Source organism: Vibrio sp. Isolate33 (assembly GCF_022397895.1).
Classification (GTDB): domain Bacteria; phylum Pseudomonadota; class Gammaproteobacteria; order Enterobacterales; family Vibrionaceae; genus Vibrio; species Vibrio pomeroyi.
On sequence record NZ_JAKEUP010000002.1, the window covers coordinates 694,030 to 709,498 of the forward strand.

A 15,469-nucleotide genomic window follows, 5' to 3' on the forward strand; every position below is an offset into this window, starting at 1 on the left:
TCGGATCGCCTCGCTACTATGCGCCCACGAGTTCAGGAGCGCGATTCGAGTTTTATACTTATTGCCTACTTAGAACCACAGAATAATGGTCCCTCTGACCTGTGGCCGTACAGCGAACGCCCTACACTAATAATGATTTACTGGCGGCCACTTTATTTCCTGTACCTTGCTTCTCTTCAGCTTGATTCCATTCATATTGAAAGCAAGTACCCCAAATGCTTACCTGCGACTCTCTTTCGTCTTTCATTAACTCAGCGCACACGCCATTGATCGTGTCGATCACAGCCGCTTACTCCTGATCTTCCAGATCGGCAGCCGCCAACCTTGCCGCCTGTAATACAAGCGTTGAATACATACGCGACTCAGCCGCCAGCTCCTCGTCCCACTTAGGCCAAATACGCGAGATGTAGGTATCGCGGCCCTCGCCCGTGAAAGCGAAGCTGTCATTAAAAGTATCGGCCATTTTCTTGAGCGACTTCTCTTCATCATCGACCCATTTACCACGGCTAAAGCCCGCTTCAACACCAGCCAATGCGGTTTTCGGGAAATACGGAAGCGGTGCAGTCATACCTTGATAAAACAGTCGTACTAACTCAGCCAATAAACCCTTCGCCTGCAGTGCATCGCCGATAGGTTGTAGTGTTTGGTGAACCACACCCTCTTTTCTGTCATAGCCAATAATATGAGTCGTTTTGCCATGCCCCATCACTGCGCAACACAAGTGATCGATCCACGCGGCCAAGTAATCTTGCGAACGAATTTTACCGCTACGGAAGCGCACTAAGCCCGATTGATAGTTTTGAGTAAGCCAACCCACCAAACGAACCGGTTTCCCCTCGCCTAGTACGTCAAACTCAATATTTACCTCTAGATCTTGCTGTGGCTGCCCACTTACAAATCGAATCTCTTTGGCTAAGTCTTCCGCTTGAACACGGTTGGTTTCAAACTCGATGTCACCAAAAGCGCCAACCGGTAATCGACCTTGGGCTTTTTGCTCAGAGACAAACAAGCGAACCGCTTCATCTGCCCCTTCTGGGTGATCGAGTAATACTTGCAGCAGAGCATCTTTAAGTTGGAAGCTTTCTAAGCCATTAAGCACGAACGGCTCATCATCTTCCATAACCGGAAGCGGTGGCTCAAACACCACTTTTAGACGGCGATTAAAAAAGTATTGCACCGGCAAGCGCCAGAAACGCTGTAGCTCAACCAGATCCAGCTCCAATGGATAAGTCGCACCAAGCAAATAGTCATCCAACGCACGATTGAATTCACCACTGCGTTCACCAGAACGGTTAGCCGCAGGAAGCCATTCTTTGGCGTAGCTCAGCACATGGCTTGCTTCACCCTGTGTAAAGGCTGCTGGGCTAAATGGTGTCATAGTGTGCTCAAAGCTGATCGCTTGAGTCAGATTGATGCCTGAGTCATCACTTGGTAAGGCTTGGTCTTCACTTAGACAGTAGTTCTGCTGACAGTACTCAACCAACTCTGAAACCAATACCGACGGCACTCGCTCAGTATTATCTTGAATCGAACGGCCGACATAGCTTATATACAAACATTCTTGCGCCGACAACATCGCCTCTAAGAATAGGTAGCGGTCATCATCACGACGAGAACGGTCACCGGGTCGCGTGCGCCCGTTCATCAAATCAAAACCTTCTGGCGGCATTGAGCGAGGGTAAACACCGTCATTCATGCCTAATAGACAAACAGTTTTGAACGGGATAGAACGCATCGGCATCAAGGTACAGAAGTTAACTTGCCCTGCTAAGAAACGCTGACTAATACGCGCGCCCGACAGTTTATTGTTTAAGTACTGATAGATGATGCTTGGCGATAACTCTTGTTCGTACAAGGCATCATCAAGCTGTTCATTCAATTGAGAAAGTGCATCGCGAATCGACTTAAGCACTACCTCGCCTTCTAGCTCAACAGCAAAGAAGTCATCAATCATTTGCAGCAAGGTTTCACGCCACATATCGATGGATTGCGTCTCAGCAAGGCGTTGACGGTAGTGAGCGATACGGTCAATAAAGTGCGCTAACTTACCTGCAAGTTCGGCGTTAATACCCTGAACTTCGTTATAAGCCGCAATTGGAGAGTGTTCAGTTTCAAACAAACCTGCAGAATCCGACATCGCGTAGCCCAGTAGCATGCGCTGGATACCAAACAGCCAGGTATTTTGCTCCGTGGCAGGCAAATCAAACTCGGTTGCGGTAGAAGAATCGACACCCCAACGGATACCCGCTTCTTCAACCCACTGCTTAGCTTGCTCAAATTGAAATTCATCAATGCCAAAGCGTGCCATCATCGCTGGTATTTCTAGTAGCTCTAACAACTCAGACGCTAAACAACGCGTATTCGGTAGCGCGACCAACTGCATGAACGCGGTCAGAATCGGGCTCTCTTGGTCTGCCGTTCGATCTGAGATCGAGTAAGGGATATAACGCTCACCCGGAGCATTACCAAATACCGCCTGAATCGCAGGGCTGTAAGCATTGATGTCTGCCACCATCACGATGATGTCGCGTGGCTTTAATGTTGGGTCAGCGTCAAACATTGCTAACAGCTGATCATGAAGAACTTCAACCTCACGCATTGGGCTGTGACAAGCATGTACCGTCAACGAACGATCGCCCAGCTCAACCACTTGTTTGTGGTTGCTGGAGTCTAAGATGTGATCGTCTTGGTGTTCTTCTAACTCAAGAATATCGGCTTGCAGTTGATGCAGCAGGCTGTCTCTCTCGACATCAATAAAGAATTCATGCTCTTCACTGTCTGATTGAGATAGCAAGAACAAATTGTCTCTGCCTAGCTTACCCATAGACGCGAGTAAGCTATTGCCGACTGCTTGGCTAGTATGCAACTCATCTTCGACATTGGCTTCAATACCACCTTTCAATGGCGATACTTCGCCTTCTAGCTGAGGTAAGCCATCAACCAGAGCAAACTGCTTACGACGTTGCGCTTCCACTCTTGCCAAGTATTTACGGTCGCGGATATCGCCCCAATAATGTTGACAAGGATTAGTAAACATCAGGTGAACATCAATCTGCTCTCCCAGCGCTTTCAAGGCATCCATATAGCGAGGAGGCAGCGACGAAATACCAAATACAAACAGACGTTTCGGCAGGTGTTGTAGCTGCCCTTGTTGGTTGGCTAGCGCTTCAATGAAGTCGTGATATAAGTTACCACGGTGATACTTTGATTGACCTTGAGAGAGGGTCTGATCATAAAGCGCCTTCCACAAAATTGGCTGCCAAGGGTGCTCTTGTTGTCCTTCACTATCAATCAATTCTGCAACGGGCTCGCCCGCTTCCCACATCGCCATCCACTCTGGACGATATACTAAGTAACCATCGAAGATATCGGCAATTTTCTCGGCTAATTGATACAGCTTTGAATCATCTTCGTCGTTTTCAAGATAGCGCTGTAGGGGTAAGAAATCAGGGTGGTCAAGTTTCGCGGGTAGCAAACTCATCAGCTTCCACGTCATCGCTTCTTTGTTAAAAGCACTGCGTTTAGGTACATCAGGAAGCACTTGGGTAAACATATCCCAAATGAAGGTTGCTGGAAGAGGAAAATCGATATTTGCTGCTACACCAAACTCTTTGGCGAGTTCCATCTTAAGCCATTGAGACATACCTGGGCTCTGAACCAGAATTTGCTCTTTTTCGAAAGGATTGGCTAAAGGGTCACTTTTGATCAAGTGAACGAGAAGAATTTTTAAAGTATCAACTTTATTGGAATGGTAAACAGTAAACAAAGTGCACTCACGCTAATCTTGCCACAATATACTGCCAGATTAGCATAAGTGCTGAGTTTGGATGAGGAATATAAGCTTATGAAATACCGAAAGCTTAAGGTCCGTTTATCTTTTGAACTATTGCTCTTTACAATCTGCCCGCTACCGCACTTAAAACACGATGAGGTTTGTAGTTCATGTAGTAACGAATCGCGACATAACCGACGACGAAGGTTGCCACAATCAGTTCTAGGTACGCTAGATTGAACACTTGGCTGATGTAGTGCGCTTCAACACCTTGTACTTGCATCCAAGCCGCCAATTTAAATAACGCTGTTGCACCAATCACGATTGGGAAAGTAAACGCTGCATAGCCTGGGCTGAATGGAAGACGAAGTAGTTTGAAAAACGCGATGTAGATAATAAACGTCATCAGCACTGCGATACCAAATAGTAAACCAATGATCACTGGTGAAGGACTAGCAGTAACGGTTAAGTAACCCGCCAAAGATAGGCTTGCTGGTGCAGCCATAATCGCAATTGTTGGTTTTGCAGCATCAGGCACTTCGTGAGAGAAGATCAAACGGTAAACCATCAGTGGTAGCATCACAGCGTAAACCAATAAACCGAATACCAAAGTTGCGTTCGCTACTGGCTCTAAAACTGGATTACCAGAGAAAGACACGTCAGCCACAATAATACCAATCGGTGGTACAAACCAGCTTGGTACCATGTGGTGAATCTCAAAGTTTTTAGCTCTGTGGTACAAAAAGCTCACTAGAAACACAACGTGTAAAGCCACAGAAGCCAACCACATCGCTTCTTGTAAAAATTGAGAAATTGGCGCCAAAGACGCTGATACCACCATGCACCCCATTGCAAATGTAGGTACCACACTGCCGACAACAGGGTGAGCAAGATCTTCACGCAATAGGTGGCCATGAATCAAAAATTTCACAGCTAAAACAAGAAGCAATACCGCTGCAATACCTGCACTGATCCACTGCACTAAGCCAGGAGTGTGTAGAATACCTTGTGCAACTAAAACGCCATCCCAGCACCAGCCTAAGCTTGCGATTGCTAGTGCTAACCCTGCCATGGGTGTTGGAGCTCCTGTTAATCTATATTTAATACGTTGAATCATGTCAGCCTCTCTTAAACTTAATTCACTAAACTTGTGAACTCATCAGCTTGTTGAAGCCATAATACGCTTGCGCTTCGTTAAACAATATCCAATTATATATAACAAGTGTTCACCAATACTGAACAACTCTTTCCACCAGCAGCGTAAAACTAGGAACCTGATGGCTAATATCTCAATCAAACAACTCAAAGTGTTTGTCACCATTACTCAGCATTCGACGCTTACCGCCGCATCAGAAGCGCTGTTTTTGTCTAAAGCCGCGGTCAGCATGGCATTAGGCGAAATGGAGAAACAGTTAGGTCACTCTCTATTTGACCGGGTTAACAACCGATTAATTCTCAATCAGGAGGGACAAAAGTTACTTCCTTTGGCTGATGAGATACTTCACCGAGCTGCGGGTATCGATGTTTTGTTCCGCGATGACCAACCATTAAGTGGCAATCTCAAGGTTGGCGCGAGTGACACGATTGGTAATCAGGTCGCACCCTTTATTCTGTCTGGCTTTCGCAAACGAACTCAGCATCAAGACCAGAGCTTGTTCATTTCGAACAGTGCGCTGATCTGCCAAAAGTTGGTGGATTATGAACTGGATATCGCGCTAATTGAAGGAAAAACACTCCACCCAGAGTTGATATCAAGCCAGTTCAGTAGTGATGAGATGTGTATTATCGTTAGTAATCAACACCCTCTCGTTTCACAAGACAAAGTTGCTCTGCATGATTTAGAAGACAGCCATTGGATACTACGAGAGTCAGGCTCAGGTACACGTGAGTTTTTCTTGCGTGCCGTTGCACCGCGTATTGAGCACTGGTACGAATCATTTGAGCTAAATACCACCGAAGCGATCATCAACTCTGTTTCTGCAGGTCTAGGCTTTGCGTGTTTATCCCGTTTAGCTGCACAGCGCGCGATTGATTCAGGCCGAGTGAAAGCGCTTGATGTACCACTCGACATGAAACGCCGATTCTGGATGCTGGTCCATAAAGACAAATATCAAAGCCCACTGCTGAAATCTTTCATGGGTTATTGTGAAGACTGGGCTACACATCAAGATTGAGGCCGCATAGTTCGGGCTCCAACTGGACTTTTCGCATCAGAAACTGTATAAAAAGCCAGTAAAATTTATCAAACTTAGAGGATTAACCATGGCTGTTATCGTCAAGTACGTGGTGGAACGCAACGGAGAAGAGAAAATGACTTTTACCTCTAAAGCCGAAGCTGACGCATACGACAAAATGCTGGATATGGCTGATGAGCTTTTTGAACTGTTAGGCAAAAGCGATTTAGTTGAAGATGAAGGCAAGCAAGAAGAACTTGCAATGTACCTAGCGAAGAACAAAGAAGAAGTTCTTTACGCATTAGGTGCTAAGCGTAAGCCAGCTCCGAAAAAAGCTAAGAAGCTTGAAGCTGTTGAAGACGCAGAAGAAGATGCAGCATAACTAGCTGATCGCTTTCTAAAAAACGTCAATGACGCCTCTAATCAGAGTTCGTTATTGGCGTTTTTTTATACTTATCGAAATATAATGAAGCTTGTTTATAGTCGAAATTGCTCTAAACATTCACTTGCATGAAAGTGTGATAAAGATCTAATCTATAGCCATCAGGTGATGGGGTTCCACCTAAGCTTTTGCTTCAACCGCCCGTTCTTTCCGAACAGTGCTAATGACTCCTACAGAATCGAAAACAGGTAATACTGTTGGACGTATCGCTATTCCTCCATTTTGAAATGGACTTAGTCTATTAAGACCAAGCTTCATGACACCTTTGGATTATCGATACTCAAGATCTGTAGTGAATTAGCCGCACCTCTTCCAACACGTCCTGTTTTCTCAACGCCCTAGGTCTTAAATGGCTCTATAAGTGAGAAAACATTATGCACTACTCTTCAGAAATTCAATCAATGTGCCCTATTCAAAGGGGTGATCTTCACAACTCGGCTCCAATTCCAGTTGAAGGCGCAATGGTTAGCCCAAAAGATGTCATCGCTATTTCTGGCTTAAGCCATGGCGTAGGCACTTGTGCACCACAACAAGGTGCTGCAAAACTGACTCTTAACGTAAAAAACGGCATCATCGAAGAAGCATTAATCGAAACCATTGGTTGTTCAGGCATGACGCAATCTGCCGCGATGGCTGCTGAAATCCTCACCGGGAAAACCATTCTAGAAGCGCTCAATACTGACTTAGTATGTGACGCTATCAACGTAGCGATGCGCGAAATCTTCCTGCAGTTTGTGTACGGTCGAACTCAGTCTGCTTTCTCTGAAGGTGGCCTAGAAATCGGTGCAGCATTGGAAGACTTAGGTCAAACACAACGCAGCCAAGTCGGCACCAGCTATTCAACCTCAGCGAAAGGCGTTCGTTACCTAGAGCTTGCAGAAGGTTACGTGACCAAGCTTGCACTTGACGACCACAGCGAAGTGATTGGCTACGAATATCTTAACCTAGGCAAAATGATGAAGGCGATTAACCAAGGTGTACCAGCGAACGAAGCTGCTGACCTTGCGACAGGGACTTATGGTCGCTTCGACGAAGCCGTGACCACGATTAACCCACGCCAACAATAATTTTGCCAATTAAGAGGAAAGATATGATGAACACTCAATTTAATGAATCAGTAACTCGCGTATTGGCAGAAATGAACTTCGACTCTTTAGAGCAAGCTAACCAATACTGTTTGTCACACAATGTCGACCCAAAAGCATTAGTGATGGACACTCAACCTATCGCATTTGAAAGCGCAGCTGACGCTTACACTCTTGGTGCTGCATTGGCTCTGTTCCGTAAAGCGAACAACGCAGAACAAGCGGCGAATATCATTGGCGAAGGCCTTCAAGCATTCACAAAACCCGGCAGTGTTGCGGAGCAACGTCAAGTCGGTATCGGCCATGGCGCACTGGCTGCACGTCTATTAAATGAAGAGAGTCACTGCTTTGCTTTCCTTGCAGGTCATGAGTCTTTTGCTGCTGCAGAGGGAGCAATCAAGATTGCGCTGAACGTAAACAAATCACGCAAAACACCATTGAAAGTTATCTTAAATGGTTTAGGTAAAGATGCCGCTTACTTAATCTCTCGCATCAATGGCTTTACCTATGTTCGCACTCAATTTGATTACCAAACGGGTGAGCTAGTTGAAACAGAACGTCGCCGCTTCTCACAAGGTCCTCGTGGAGAGATCTTGTGTTACGGCGCTGATGATGTACGTGAAGGCGTAGCGATCATGCACAGAGAAGAAGTGGATGTAAGTATTACGGGTAACTCAACCAACCCAACACGCTTCCAACACCCTGTTGCGGGTATCTACAAAGCAGAGCGTACTCGCCAAAGCTTACCTTACTTCTCAGTCGCTTCAGGCGGCGGTACAGGCCGTACATTACACCCAGACAACGTAGCCGCTGGCCCTGCGTCTTACGGCATGACAGATACCATGGGCAGAATGCATGCTGACGCTCAGTTCGCTGGTAGCTCTTCTGTTCCTGCTCACGTAGCAATGATGGGCTTCATTGGTATGGGTAACAACCCTATGGTAGGTGCTACGGTTGCATTGGCTGTTGCAGTGAGTGAATCTCAAAACGCATAACGACAAAACGAGCTCTATAGTCGCCTGTCATATAGAGCCTTTTGTAGAGCTCTTTAATTGAGAAACTCGCAATAACGCACGACCAAAACTCTACACCTATCACTAAAACCAAACAGCCAGCCTTATGCTGGCTGTTTTTTATTCACACTTGCTCTACTATCTATTTCTAATAATTATTTGTATCTAAGATTAAATACACCAACCATTGGTATTTAACTGCATCTTTTCAAAGGAATAATATGAAAGAGCTCATCATTCATACCATTACCGTGTTCATGGGCTTTTTTGCCATCATGAACCCAATCGCTAATACGCCAATCTTTCTTGGACTCACCGGTGATAACGATAAGGAAACGGTCAAATCCATCGCCTTCCGTTCAGTGTTTATCGCATTCGTCATCGTCAGTACTTTTGCACTCTCTGGTAAACTGATCTTTGACCTCTTTGGTATCACGCTATACGCGCTGCGAATAACGGGCGGCATTCTGGTCTTTTTGATTGGCTTTCACATGCTGCAAGGTGATTCAACACATTCAAAAGCAAAAGAGAAAGTAAACTCAGACGCTCAACGAGATGCAGCGCTAAGCATCGCAGTATCACCTTTAGCTATGCCGATACTGGCAGGCCCCGGCACCATAGCCACTGCAATGAACTTCGCCAGCACTGAAGGCATTTACGAGACTATAATCACCATCGTCGCGTTTGGTCTACTGTGTACCTTAACCTACGTATTATTTGTATTCGGCGAACGCTTCGTGAAAGCTGTAGGGCCAAGTGCACTGAACGTGATTACTCGAATGATGGGTTTGATACTCGCAGTGATCGGTATGCAGATGTTGATTGAAGGGATTGAACAGGCTTATAAGGCGCTGTTTGTCTAAAGAGGCGATTCACAGAAGAACGTTGGCTAACGCACCAATCAATTTGTGTTGATCTGCAGTGTTTTCTCATTGCAGAAAAATATCTCTCAAAAGACAAGCAATATCATTTTACAGACTTTATCCCGATGCGCCCTTTCATAACGAGGGCGCTCTCTTTATGATGAACGCAATTAAATTAACTTTGCTAACGGCAGCGCTTGTTATTCGAACCGCTGTTATGAAATAGCAAAATCAAGACTCAACACATGGAGATTCAACATGGCTTACTTTTCACTAGCGTTCGGTACGGCAACCAAAAACCGCGACAATAAAATCATTGAAGCGTTCTTCCCTAACCCACTTCTAAACCCAAGCGACGCTCTTGTTGCGGCTGTTGGTGAAGTTGCAGGTTACACTGAAGGCAACCAAGCTATCGAAATCTCTGCAGCACAAAGCGCAGAACTAGCGAAAGCATTCGCAGCAAACGACGATACAGCAAACGCATCTTTCGCAGAAAAAGCAGCAGCATCTGAGCAGCCACTTGTTCTTGTTGTTCTTGCGACTGACGAGAAGCCAGCATCAGTTGCTGAAGGCTTCCTTAAGCTACAACTAATCTCTAACCGCCTAGTTCAACCACACGGTACAGCACTAGACGGTATCTTCGGTCTACTGCACAACATCGCATGGACTAACGAAGGCCCAATCGATCTTCCTGAACTGGCTGAGCGTCAAATCGAAGCTCGCCTAGCTGGTCGCGCTCTATCTGTAGATTGCGTAGACAAGTTCCCTAAAATGGTGGATTACGTGGTACCAACAGGTATTCGTATTGCTGACACTTCTCGTGTTCGTCTTGGCGCACATGTGGGTGAAGGCACAACGGTTATGCACGAAGGTTTCATCAACTTCAACGCAGGTACTACTGGCGTAAGCATGGTTGAAGGTCGTATTTCTGCTGGTGTTGTTGTAGGTAACGGTTCAGACATCGGCGGCGGCGCTTCTATCATGGGTACACTATCTGGTGGCGGTACTATGGTTATCTCTATCGGCGAAAACTGCCTACTAGGCGCAAACGCGGGTCTTGGCTTCCCAATGGGCGACCGTTGTACTGTTGAGTCTGGCCTTTACGTGACCGCTGGTACTAAGGTTCGCATGCTAGATAAAGAAGGCAACGAAGTAGAAATCATCAAAGCTCGCGACCTAGCTGGCGTTTCTGATCTTCTGTTCCGTCGCAACTCGATCACTGGTCAAATTGAATGTCTAGCGAACAAGTCTGCTGTTGAACTAAACAGCGAGCTACACAGCAACAACTAATCTAAGCGCTAGATGCTAGATGCTAGATGCTAGGAAATACGAAGCCGCTGGGGTTAAATCCAGCGGCTTTTCTTTTATTGGTATCAAACTAAAAGGGTTACGCTTTCTCTGCGGCTAGCTGCTCAAGCGCTTGAATAGAAGTTTCTGATACTAGCGTGCCATCCATGTAGTAGCTGACCTTGTCGCCATCACGAACACCTGTCAGAACGGCTTTCTGACCATCGTTGTAAGTGATGTCCATACGAATCGTGTTCTCATCAATTTGCTGCATCTCACCCCATTCGATCTGACGATTATTGAAACCAAGTGGGGCTTCTTTTAGTGAATCATCAAGGCTGTCGTTCACATCAATCATGGTATCGACTTTGCTATCAAAGATGTGAGGTGCTCCTGTGAGTGGGTTTTTACCCGCCCAGAATTCGATTGAGTTAAAGACAATGTAATCAGCTGCGGTAGTTAGTGCGTAAACCGGAGCAAGCAAGAAGTTGACGCCCGCACGAGCGTAACGGTTATCCACCACCTCGACGTTGAACTTCATTAATTTCCCAGTAACCGCGTTACTACCTACACACCCAGCTAACGACATGACAATCGCTGCCACTGCAACGGCTTTTGTAATTGTTGTTTTCATAGATCCCTCTTATGCCACGATGATTGATTCAGTTTTTGCATAGCCGAACGAAACTTCCCTTGCTCGAGTGCAAGAATTATTAGCCTAACAAATTGATTCCATAACATTTAGCGTAGTGGAGATTTTTAGAACAGCAAACTGCAAACCTCAATTGTTTCGCACTGGTTCCTAAATCTTAGGAAATAAAAAAGCGCAGACCTTTCGATCTGCGCTTTTCATTTTTGATTAACCTAGCCTAGATTAATGCGACCTGTAAGAAAGTGATTAGCCAACATTCTTACGTGCGTTTTGGAACATACGCATCCAAGCACCATTCTCGCCCCAACCTTCTGGAGACCAAGAGTTAGCAACTGTGCGGAATACACGCTCTGGGTGAGGCATCATGATAGTCACTCGGCCATCCGTCGTTGTTAGACCTGTAATAGCGTTTGGTGAACCATTTGGGTTGTTCGGGTATTGTTGAGTTTGGTTACCATTATTATCAACGTAACGTAGAGCAACCGTGCCAGAATTTTCAATCGCGTTTAGGTGGTCGTTATCACGTACTTCTACGCGCCCTTCACCGTGAGATACAGCGATTGGCATACGAGATCCTTCCATACCATTGAAGAATACAGAATCAGACTTCTGAACTTCAACTAGGCTGAAACGTGCTTCGAAACGCTCAGATTCATTGCGAACGAAACGTGGCCAGTTTTCTGCTCCTGGGATTAAGTCACGCAAGTTAGACAACATCTGACAACCGTTACACACACCTAGCGAGAAGGTATCTTCACGCTTGAAGAAGTTTTCAAACTGGTCACGAGTAGAGTCGTTAAACAGAACCGACTTAGCCCAACCTTCACCAGCGCCTAGTACGTCACCGTAAGAGAAACCACCACAAGCCACAAGACCGTTGTACTCTTCTAGTACCGCTTGACCCGTTAGGATGTCGCTCATGTGAATATCAGTTGCTTCGAAGCCCGCACGGTCGAATGCTGCTGCCATTTCAACGTGAGAGTTAACCCCCTGCTCACGAAGAATTGCCATTTTAGGCTTAGCACCTTTAGCAATGTAAGGCGCTGCAATGTCTTCGTTTACATCGAAGCTTAGTTTTACGTTTAGACCAGGATCTGAGTTGTCTTTCTTCGCTTCGTGCTCTTGGTCAGCACATGCTGGGTTATCACGTAGACCTTGCATTTTATGCGTCGTCTCTGCCCAGATAGTACGTAGTTCAGTACGGTTACGTTCGATGACTACAGACTCGCCAGACTTAATCACTAGCTCATCAGATGCTTCAACGCTGCCGATTACGTGTGAACACGCTTCTAGGCCGTTTGCTGCAAGTGTAGAAAGAACCGCGTCTAGGTCATCGTTGCGAACTTGGATTACCGCACCTAACTCTTCGTTGAATAGTGCTGCTAGTGTGTCTTCACCTAGCGCTTCAATGTTTGCATTAACACCACAGTGACCTGCGAACGCCATTTCAGCTAGAGTAACGAATAGACCACCGTCGCCTTTATCGTGGTAAGCCACAACTTGGTCGTTAGCCACAAGAGCTTGAACGCCTTCGTAGAAACCTTTTAGCTGTGCTGCGTTGTCTACGTCAGCTGGTTTGTCACCAAGTTGCTTGTAAACCTGTGCCAGTGCCGTTGCACCTAGACGGTTTTTGCCGTTACCTAGGTCGATAAGAACTAGTGATGTGTCACCTTTGTCAGTGCGAAGCTGAGGCGTAATTGTCTTACGAACATCTTCAACACGAGCAAATGCAGTGATAACAAGAGATAGCGGAGAAGTGACTTCTTTCTGCTCGCCGTTCTCTTCCCACTTGGTCTTCATAGACATTGAGTCTTTACCCACAGGGATAGTTAGACCCAGTGCTGGACATAGTTCTTCACCAACTGCTTTCACCGCTTCGTAAAGACCTGCATCTTCACCTGGGTGACCCGCTGGAGACATCCAGTTAGCCGACAGTTTAATATGTTTGATATCGCCGATGTTCGTCGCTGCGATGTTAGTGATTGCTTCACCAACCGCTAGACGAGCCGATGCGCCGAAGTCTAGTAGTGCTACTGGCGTACGCTCACCAAGAGACATCGCCTCACCGTGGTAAGAATCGTAACTTGCAGCCGTTACAGCACAGTTAGCAACAGGAACCTGCCATGGGCCAACCATTTGGTCACGAGCCACAAGGCCTGTTACCGAGCGGTCACCGATAGTGATAAGGAATGTTTTCTCTGCGACTGTTGGTAGGCGAAGAACACGGTCAACCGCTTCGTTCATTTCGATACCAGAGCGGTCAATCGCTGGGTTATTTGCTTTTAGCGTTTTCGCGTCACGGTGCATCTTAGGTGTTTTACCTAATAGGATGTCCATTGGCATGTCGATTGGCGTGTTGTCGAAGTGTGAATCTTCAAGTTTAAGTTCACGCTCTTCCGTTGCTTTACCAACCACTGCGTATGGTGCGCGTTCACGCTTACAAATTGCGTCGAATGTTGCCATGTCTTTATCAGCAACCGCCATTACGTAACGCTCTTGAGATTCGTTACACCAGATCTCAAGTGGGCTCATGCCCGGCTCATCGTTTGGCACGTCACGTAGGTTGAAGATACCGCCACGCTCGCCATCGTCTACTAGCTCAGGAAGAGCATTAGAGATACCGCCCGCGCCCACATCGTGGATGAAAGCGATTGGGTTCGCATCACCAAGCTGCCAACAACGGTCGATCACTTCCTGACAACGACGTTCCATTTCTGGGTTTTCACGTTGTACCGAAGCGAAATCTAGATCTTCAGAAGAAGAACCAGAATCCATTGAAGACGCTGCACCGCCACCAAGGCCGATATTCATTGCAGGACCACCAAGAACGATTAGGCTTGCACCTACTGGGATCTCTTTCTTCTGAACATGATCATCACGGATGTTACCAAGACCACCAGCTAGCATGATTGGTTTGTGGTAACCACGTACTTCTTCACCTGCGTGAGAGTTTACTTTCTCTTCGTAAGTACGGAAGTAACCTAGTAGGTTTGGACGACCAAATTCGTTGTTGAATGCCGCGCCACCAAGAGGACCTTCAAGCATGATATCCAGAGCAGTAACGATACGGCTTGGCTTACCAAAATCAGTTTCCCAAGGTTGAACGAAGTTCGGGATCTTAAGGTTAGATACAGAGAACGCAACCAGACCTGCTTTCGGCTTACCACCAATACCAGTCGCGCCTTCATCACGGATTTCACCGCCTGAACCTGTAGATGCGCCCGGCCACGGAGAGATTGCCGTAGGGTGGTTGTGCGTCTCAACCTTCATCAAGATGTGTGTTTTCTCTTGGTGGTAGTTGTACTGACGAGTTTTTGGATCTGGGAAAAAACGACCGACTTCAGAACCAGTCATTACCGCTGCGTTATCTTTATAAGCAGACAGAACGTGTTCTGGTGTCGTTTCAAAGGTGTTCTTAATCATCTTGAACAATGATTTTTCTTGCTTAACGCCATCGATAGTCCAATCAGCGTTAAAGATCTTGTGACGACAGTGCTCTGAGTTCGCTTGTGCAAACATCATTAGCTCGATGTCAGTCGGGTTACGACCTAGCTTTTCAGTGAAGCTTTCAAGAAGGTAATCAATCTCATCTTCTGCAAGTGCAAGACCTAGGGTAACGTTTGCTTCTTCAAGCGCTTTACGTCCGCCAGTTAATAGGTCAACTTCCGCATAAGGAGCAGGCTCAGCAACTTTGAATAGTGCCGCTGCCGATTCGAAGTCAGTGAAAACCACTTCCATCATACGATCGTGCAGAATCGCTTTCAGTTCAACAAGTTGAAGCTCAGAAAGTTCAGAAGAAGTTTCAATGTAGAAAGCAGTACCGCGCTCTAGACGTGACACTTTAGCCAGTCCGCAGTTGTGTGCGATATCTGTTGATTTTGAAGACCAAGGCGAGATAGTGCCTGGGCGTGGCGTTGCAAGCAGCAATAAACCTTCAGGTTCATGCTCTTCAATCGTTGGACCGTAAGTTAGTAGCTTTTCTAGCTTCTCAACTTCAGACTCATCTAGGTCTGCCGTTAAATCAGCAAAGTGGGCAAACTCAGCGTAAATACCTGTTACAGGTAAGCTTAATTCACGACAAAGCTCTAAAAGCTTGTTAACACGAAACTCAGATAGAGCTGGGGAGCCACGCAAAATTCTCATGTGCTTAGGTCTCTTATGCAGTTGATTAAGGTAGTATT

The 15,469-nt window shown here is 46.3% G+C and carries 11 protein-coding genes and 1 riboswitch; of the genes, 6 read left to right on the top strand and 5 right to left on the bottom strand.

The annotated features are described in order from the left end of the window. Positions 1–121 precede the first annotated feature (121 nt). The 3 genes from L1D37_RS06480 to L1D37_RS06490 all read right to left on the bottom strand — a co-directional run bounded on the left by L1D37_RS06480 (position 122) and on the right by L1D37_RS06490 (position 4,844). A complete protein-coding gene (locus tag L1D37_RS06480) occupies positions 122–283 on the bottom strand; it encodes a hypothetical protein (RefSeq protein ID WP_239847325.1) in 162 nt (53 codons plus the stop codon). Between the two features lie 6 nt (positions 284–289). After that, a complete protein-coding gene (gene recC, locus L1D37_RS06485) occupies positions 290–3,766 on the bottom strand; it encodes an exodeoxyribonuclease V subunit gamma (RefSeq protein WP_239847291.1) in 3,477 nt (1,158 codons plus the stop codon). 127 nt (positions 3,767–3,893) lie between these two features. Next, positions 3,894–4,844, bottom strand: coding sequence for a TDT family transporter (locus L1D37_RS06490; protein ID WP_210445493.1), 951 nt, complete (start codon positions 4,842–4,844; stop codon positions 3,894–3,896). 205 nt (positions 4,845–5,049) lie between these two features. Between L1D37_RS06490 and L1D37_RS06495 the strand changes: the two genes are divergently transcribed. From L1D37_RS06495 to dapD, 6 genes are all read left to right on the top strand, one after another. After that, on the top strand, positions 5,050–5,946 hold the full coding sequence (locus L1D37_RS06495) for a LysR family transcriptional regulator (RefSeq protein ID WP_239847292.1): 897 nt from the start codon (positions 5,050–5,052) through the stop codon (positions 5,944–5,946). An 88-nt stretch (positions 5,947–6,034) separates the two neighbouring features. Further along, on the top strand, positions 6,035–6,328 hold the full coding sequence (locus L1D37_RS06500) for a YebG family protein (protein WP_008223840.1): 294 nt from the start codon (positions 6,035–6,037) through the stop codon (positions 6,326–6,328). A 155-nt stretch (positions 6,329–6,483) separates the two neighbouring features. Continuing rightward, positions 6,484–6,568, top strand: a riboswitch (Fluoride riboswitch). A gap of 194 nt (positions 6,569–6,762) precedes the next feature. Then, the gene (locus L1D37_RS06505; protein WP_017068533.1) at positions 6,763–7,455 is read left to right on the top strand and encodes an iron-sulfur cluster assembly scaffold protein; all 693 of its coding nucleotides are present in this window, start codon (positions 6,763–6,765) and stop codon (positions 7,453–7,455) included. A 23-nt stretch (positions 7,456–7,478) separates the two neighbouring features. Further along, positions 7,479–8,468 (top strand): GGGtGRT protein, encoded by a 990-nt coding sequence (locus L1D37_RS06510; protein ID WP_239847293.1) that lies wholly within the window; start codon positions 7,479–7,481, stop codon positions 8,466–8,468. 239 nt (positions 8,469–8,707) lie between these two features. After that, a complete protein-coding gene (locus L1D37_RS06515) occupies positions 8,708–9,349 on the top strand; it encodes a MarC family protein (RefSeq protein WP_239847294.1) in 642 nt (213 codons plus the stop codon). A gap of 258 nt (positions 9,350–9,607) precedes the next feature. Further along, positions 9,608–10,639 (top strand): 2,3,4,5-tetrahydropyridine-2,6-dicarboxylate N-succinyltransferase, encoded by a 1,032-nt coding sequence (gene dapD, locus L1D37_RS06520; protein ID WP_239847295.1) that lies wholly within the window; start codon positions 9,608–9,610, stop codon positions 10,637–10,639. Positions 10,640–10,736: 97 nt separating this feature from the next. Here dapD and L1D37_RS06525 read toward each other — a convergent pair whose 3' ends face one another. Continuing rightward, complete coding sequence (locus tag L1D37_RS06525; protein WP_008223831.1) at positions 10,737–11,270, bottom strand: DUF3332 domain-containing protein; 534 nt, start codon at positions 11,268–11,270, stop codon at positions 10,737–10,739. A gap of 264 nt (positions 11,271–11,534) precedes the next feature. Next, positions 11,535–15,431, bottom strand: coding sequence for a phosphoribosylformylglycinamidine synthase (gene purL / locus L1D37_RS06530; protein WP_239847296.1), 3,897 nt, complete (start codon positions 15,429–15,431; stop codon positions 11,535–11,537). Positions 15,432–15,469: the final 38 nt, after the last annotated feature.

Bases quoted from the DNA above. Each gene is read 5' to 3' on its own strand.
- dapD (WP_239847295.1), top strand. From the start codon at position 9,608: ATGGCTTACTTTTCACTAGCGTTCGGTACGGCAACCAAAAACCGCGAC.
- L1D37_RS06510 (WP_239847293.1), top strand. From the start codon at position 7,479: ATGATGAACACTCAATTTAATGAATCAGTAACTCGCGTATTGGCAGAA.
- L1D37_RS06525 (WP_008223831.1), bottom strand. From the start codon at position 11,270: ATGAAAACAACAATTACAAAAGCCGTTGCAGTGGCAGCGATTGTCATG.
- L1D37_RS06515 (WP_239847294.1), top strand. From the start codon at position 8,708: ATGAAAGAGCTCATCATTCATACCATTACCGTGTTCATGGGCTTTTTT.
- L1D37_RS06500 (WP_008223840.1), top strand. From the start codon at position 6,035: ATGGCTGTTATCGTCAAGTACGTGGTGGAACGCAACGGAGAAGAGAAA.
- L1D37_RS06490 (WP_210445493.1), bottom strand. From the start codon at position 4,844: ATGGCAGGGTTAGCACTAGCAATCGCAAGCTTAGGCTGGTGCTGGGAT.
- purL (WP_239847296.1), bottom strand. From the start codon at position 15,431: ATGAGAATTTTGCGTGGCTCCCCAGCTCTATCTGAGTTTCGTGTTAAC.
- L1D37_RS06495 (WP_239847292.1), top strand. From the start codon at position 5,050: ATGGCTAATATCTCAATCAAACAACTCAAAGTGTTTGTCACCATTACT.
- L1D37_RS06505 (WP_017068533.1), top strand. From the start codon at position 6,763: ATGCACTACTCTTCAGAAATTCAATCAATGTGCCCTATTCAAAGGGGT.